The sequence below is a fragment of the Rhodococcus sp. ENV425 genome, from assembly GCF_002887785.1.
Taxonomy (GTDB): domain Bacteria; phylum Actinomycetota; class Actinomycetes; order Mycobacteriales; family Mycobacteriaceae; genus Rhodococcus; species Rhodococcus aetherivorans.
The window spans coordinates 16,657-17,421 of sequence record NZ_PCZU01000287.1 but is presented as its reverse complement, the minus strand read 5'-3'; the positions used below and the strand labels follow the sequence as shown (position 1 = coordinate 17,421).

At 72.0% G+C, this 765-nt stretch carries 1 protein-coding gene; it reads left to right on the top strand.

Going from position 1 to position 765, the window contains the following annotated elements; all coding sequences use genetic code 11:
* Window positions 1-765, top strand: a 765-nt coding sequence (locus CQZ88_RS30280; RefSeq protein ID WP_258008831.1) for a condensation domain-containing protein, incomplete at both ends; no start/stop codon positions are given.

The window sequence follows — 765 nt, the reverse complement described above, 5'->3', positions numbered from 1 at the left end:
TGTGGCAGCGCGACGTGCTCGGCTCCGAGGGCGACCCGGACTCCGTCGTCACCCGTCAGCTCGAGTACTGGAAGCAGGCGCTCGACGGATTGCCGGACGGGCTCGACCTGCCGACCGACCGGCCGCGGCCCGCGGTCGCGACGAATCGTGGTGCGACACATCGCCTCACCATCGACGAGTCGCTGCACGCCGCGCTCGGCCGGCTCGCCGGGGAACAGCGCGCGACGGTGTTCATGGTGGTCCACGCGACCCTGGCGCTGCTGCTGGCCCGCCTCGGCACGTCCCGGGACATCGCCGTCGGCACCCCGGTGGCCGGCCGCGGGGAACGCTCGCTCGACAATCTGATCGGCATGTTCGTCAACACCCTGGTGCTGCGCACCGAGGTGGACACGGCCGACACCTTCGCCGAACTGCTCGCCCGGGTGCGCGAGGTCGACCTCGGGGCCTTCGCGCACGCCGAGGTGCCGTTCGAGCGTCTCGTGGACGTGCTCGCGCCGGAACGCACCCAGGCCCGGACTCCGCTGTTCCAGGTCATGCTGGCGTTCCAGAACATCGGCGACGTGGCCCTGGAACTGCCGGGGCTGTCCGTCGCGCAGCTGCCCCTCGACGCGGGGGTGGCGAAGTTCGACCTCATGGTCACGATCCTCGAGGGTCAGGCGGCCGGCACCGACGCGGGCGACCTCGCCGTCGAGATCTCCTACGCCACCGACCTGTTCGACGCCCCGACCGTGGCCGCCGTCGGCGACCGGTTCGTCCGGCTGCTGC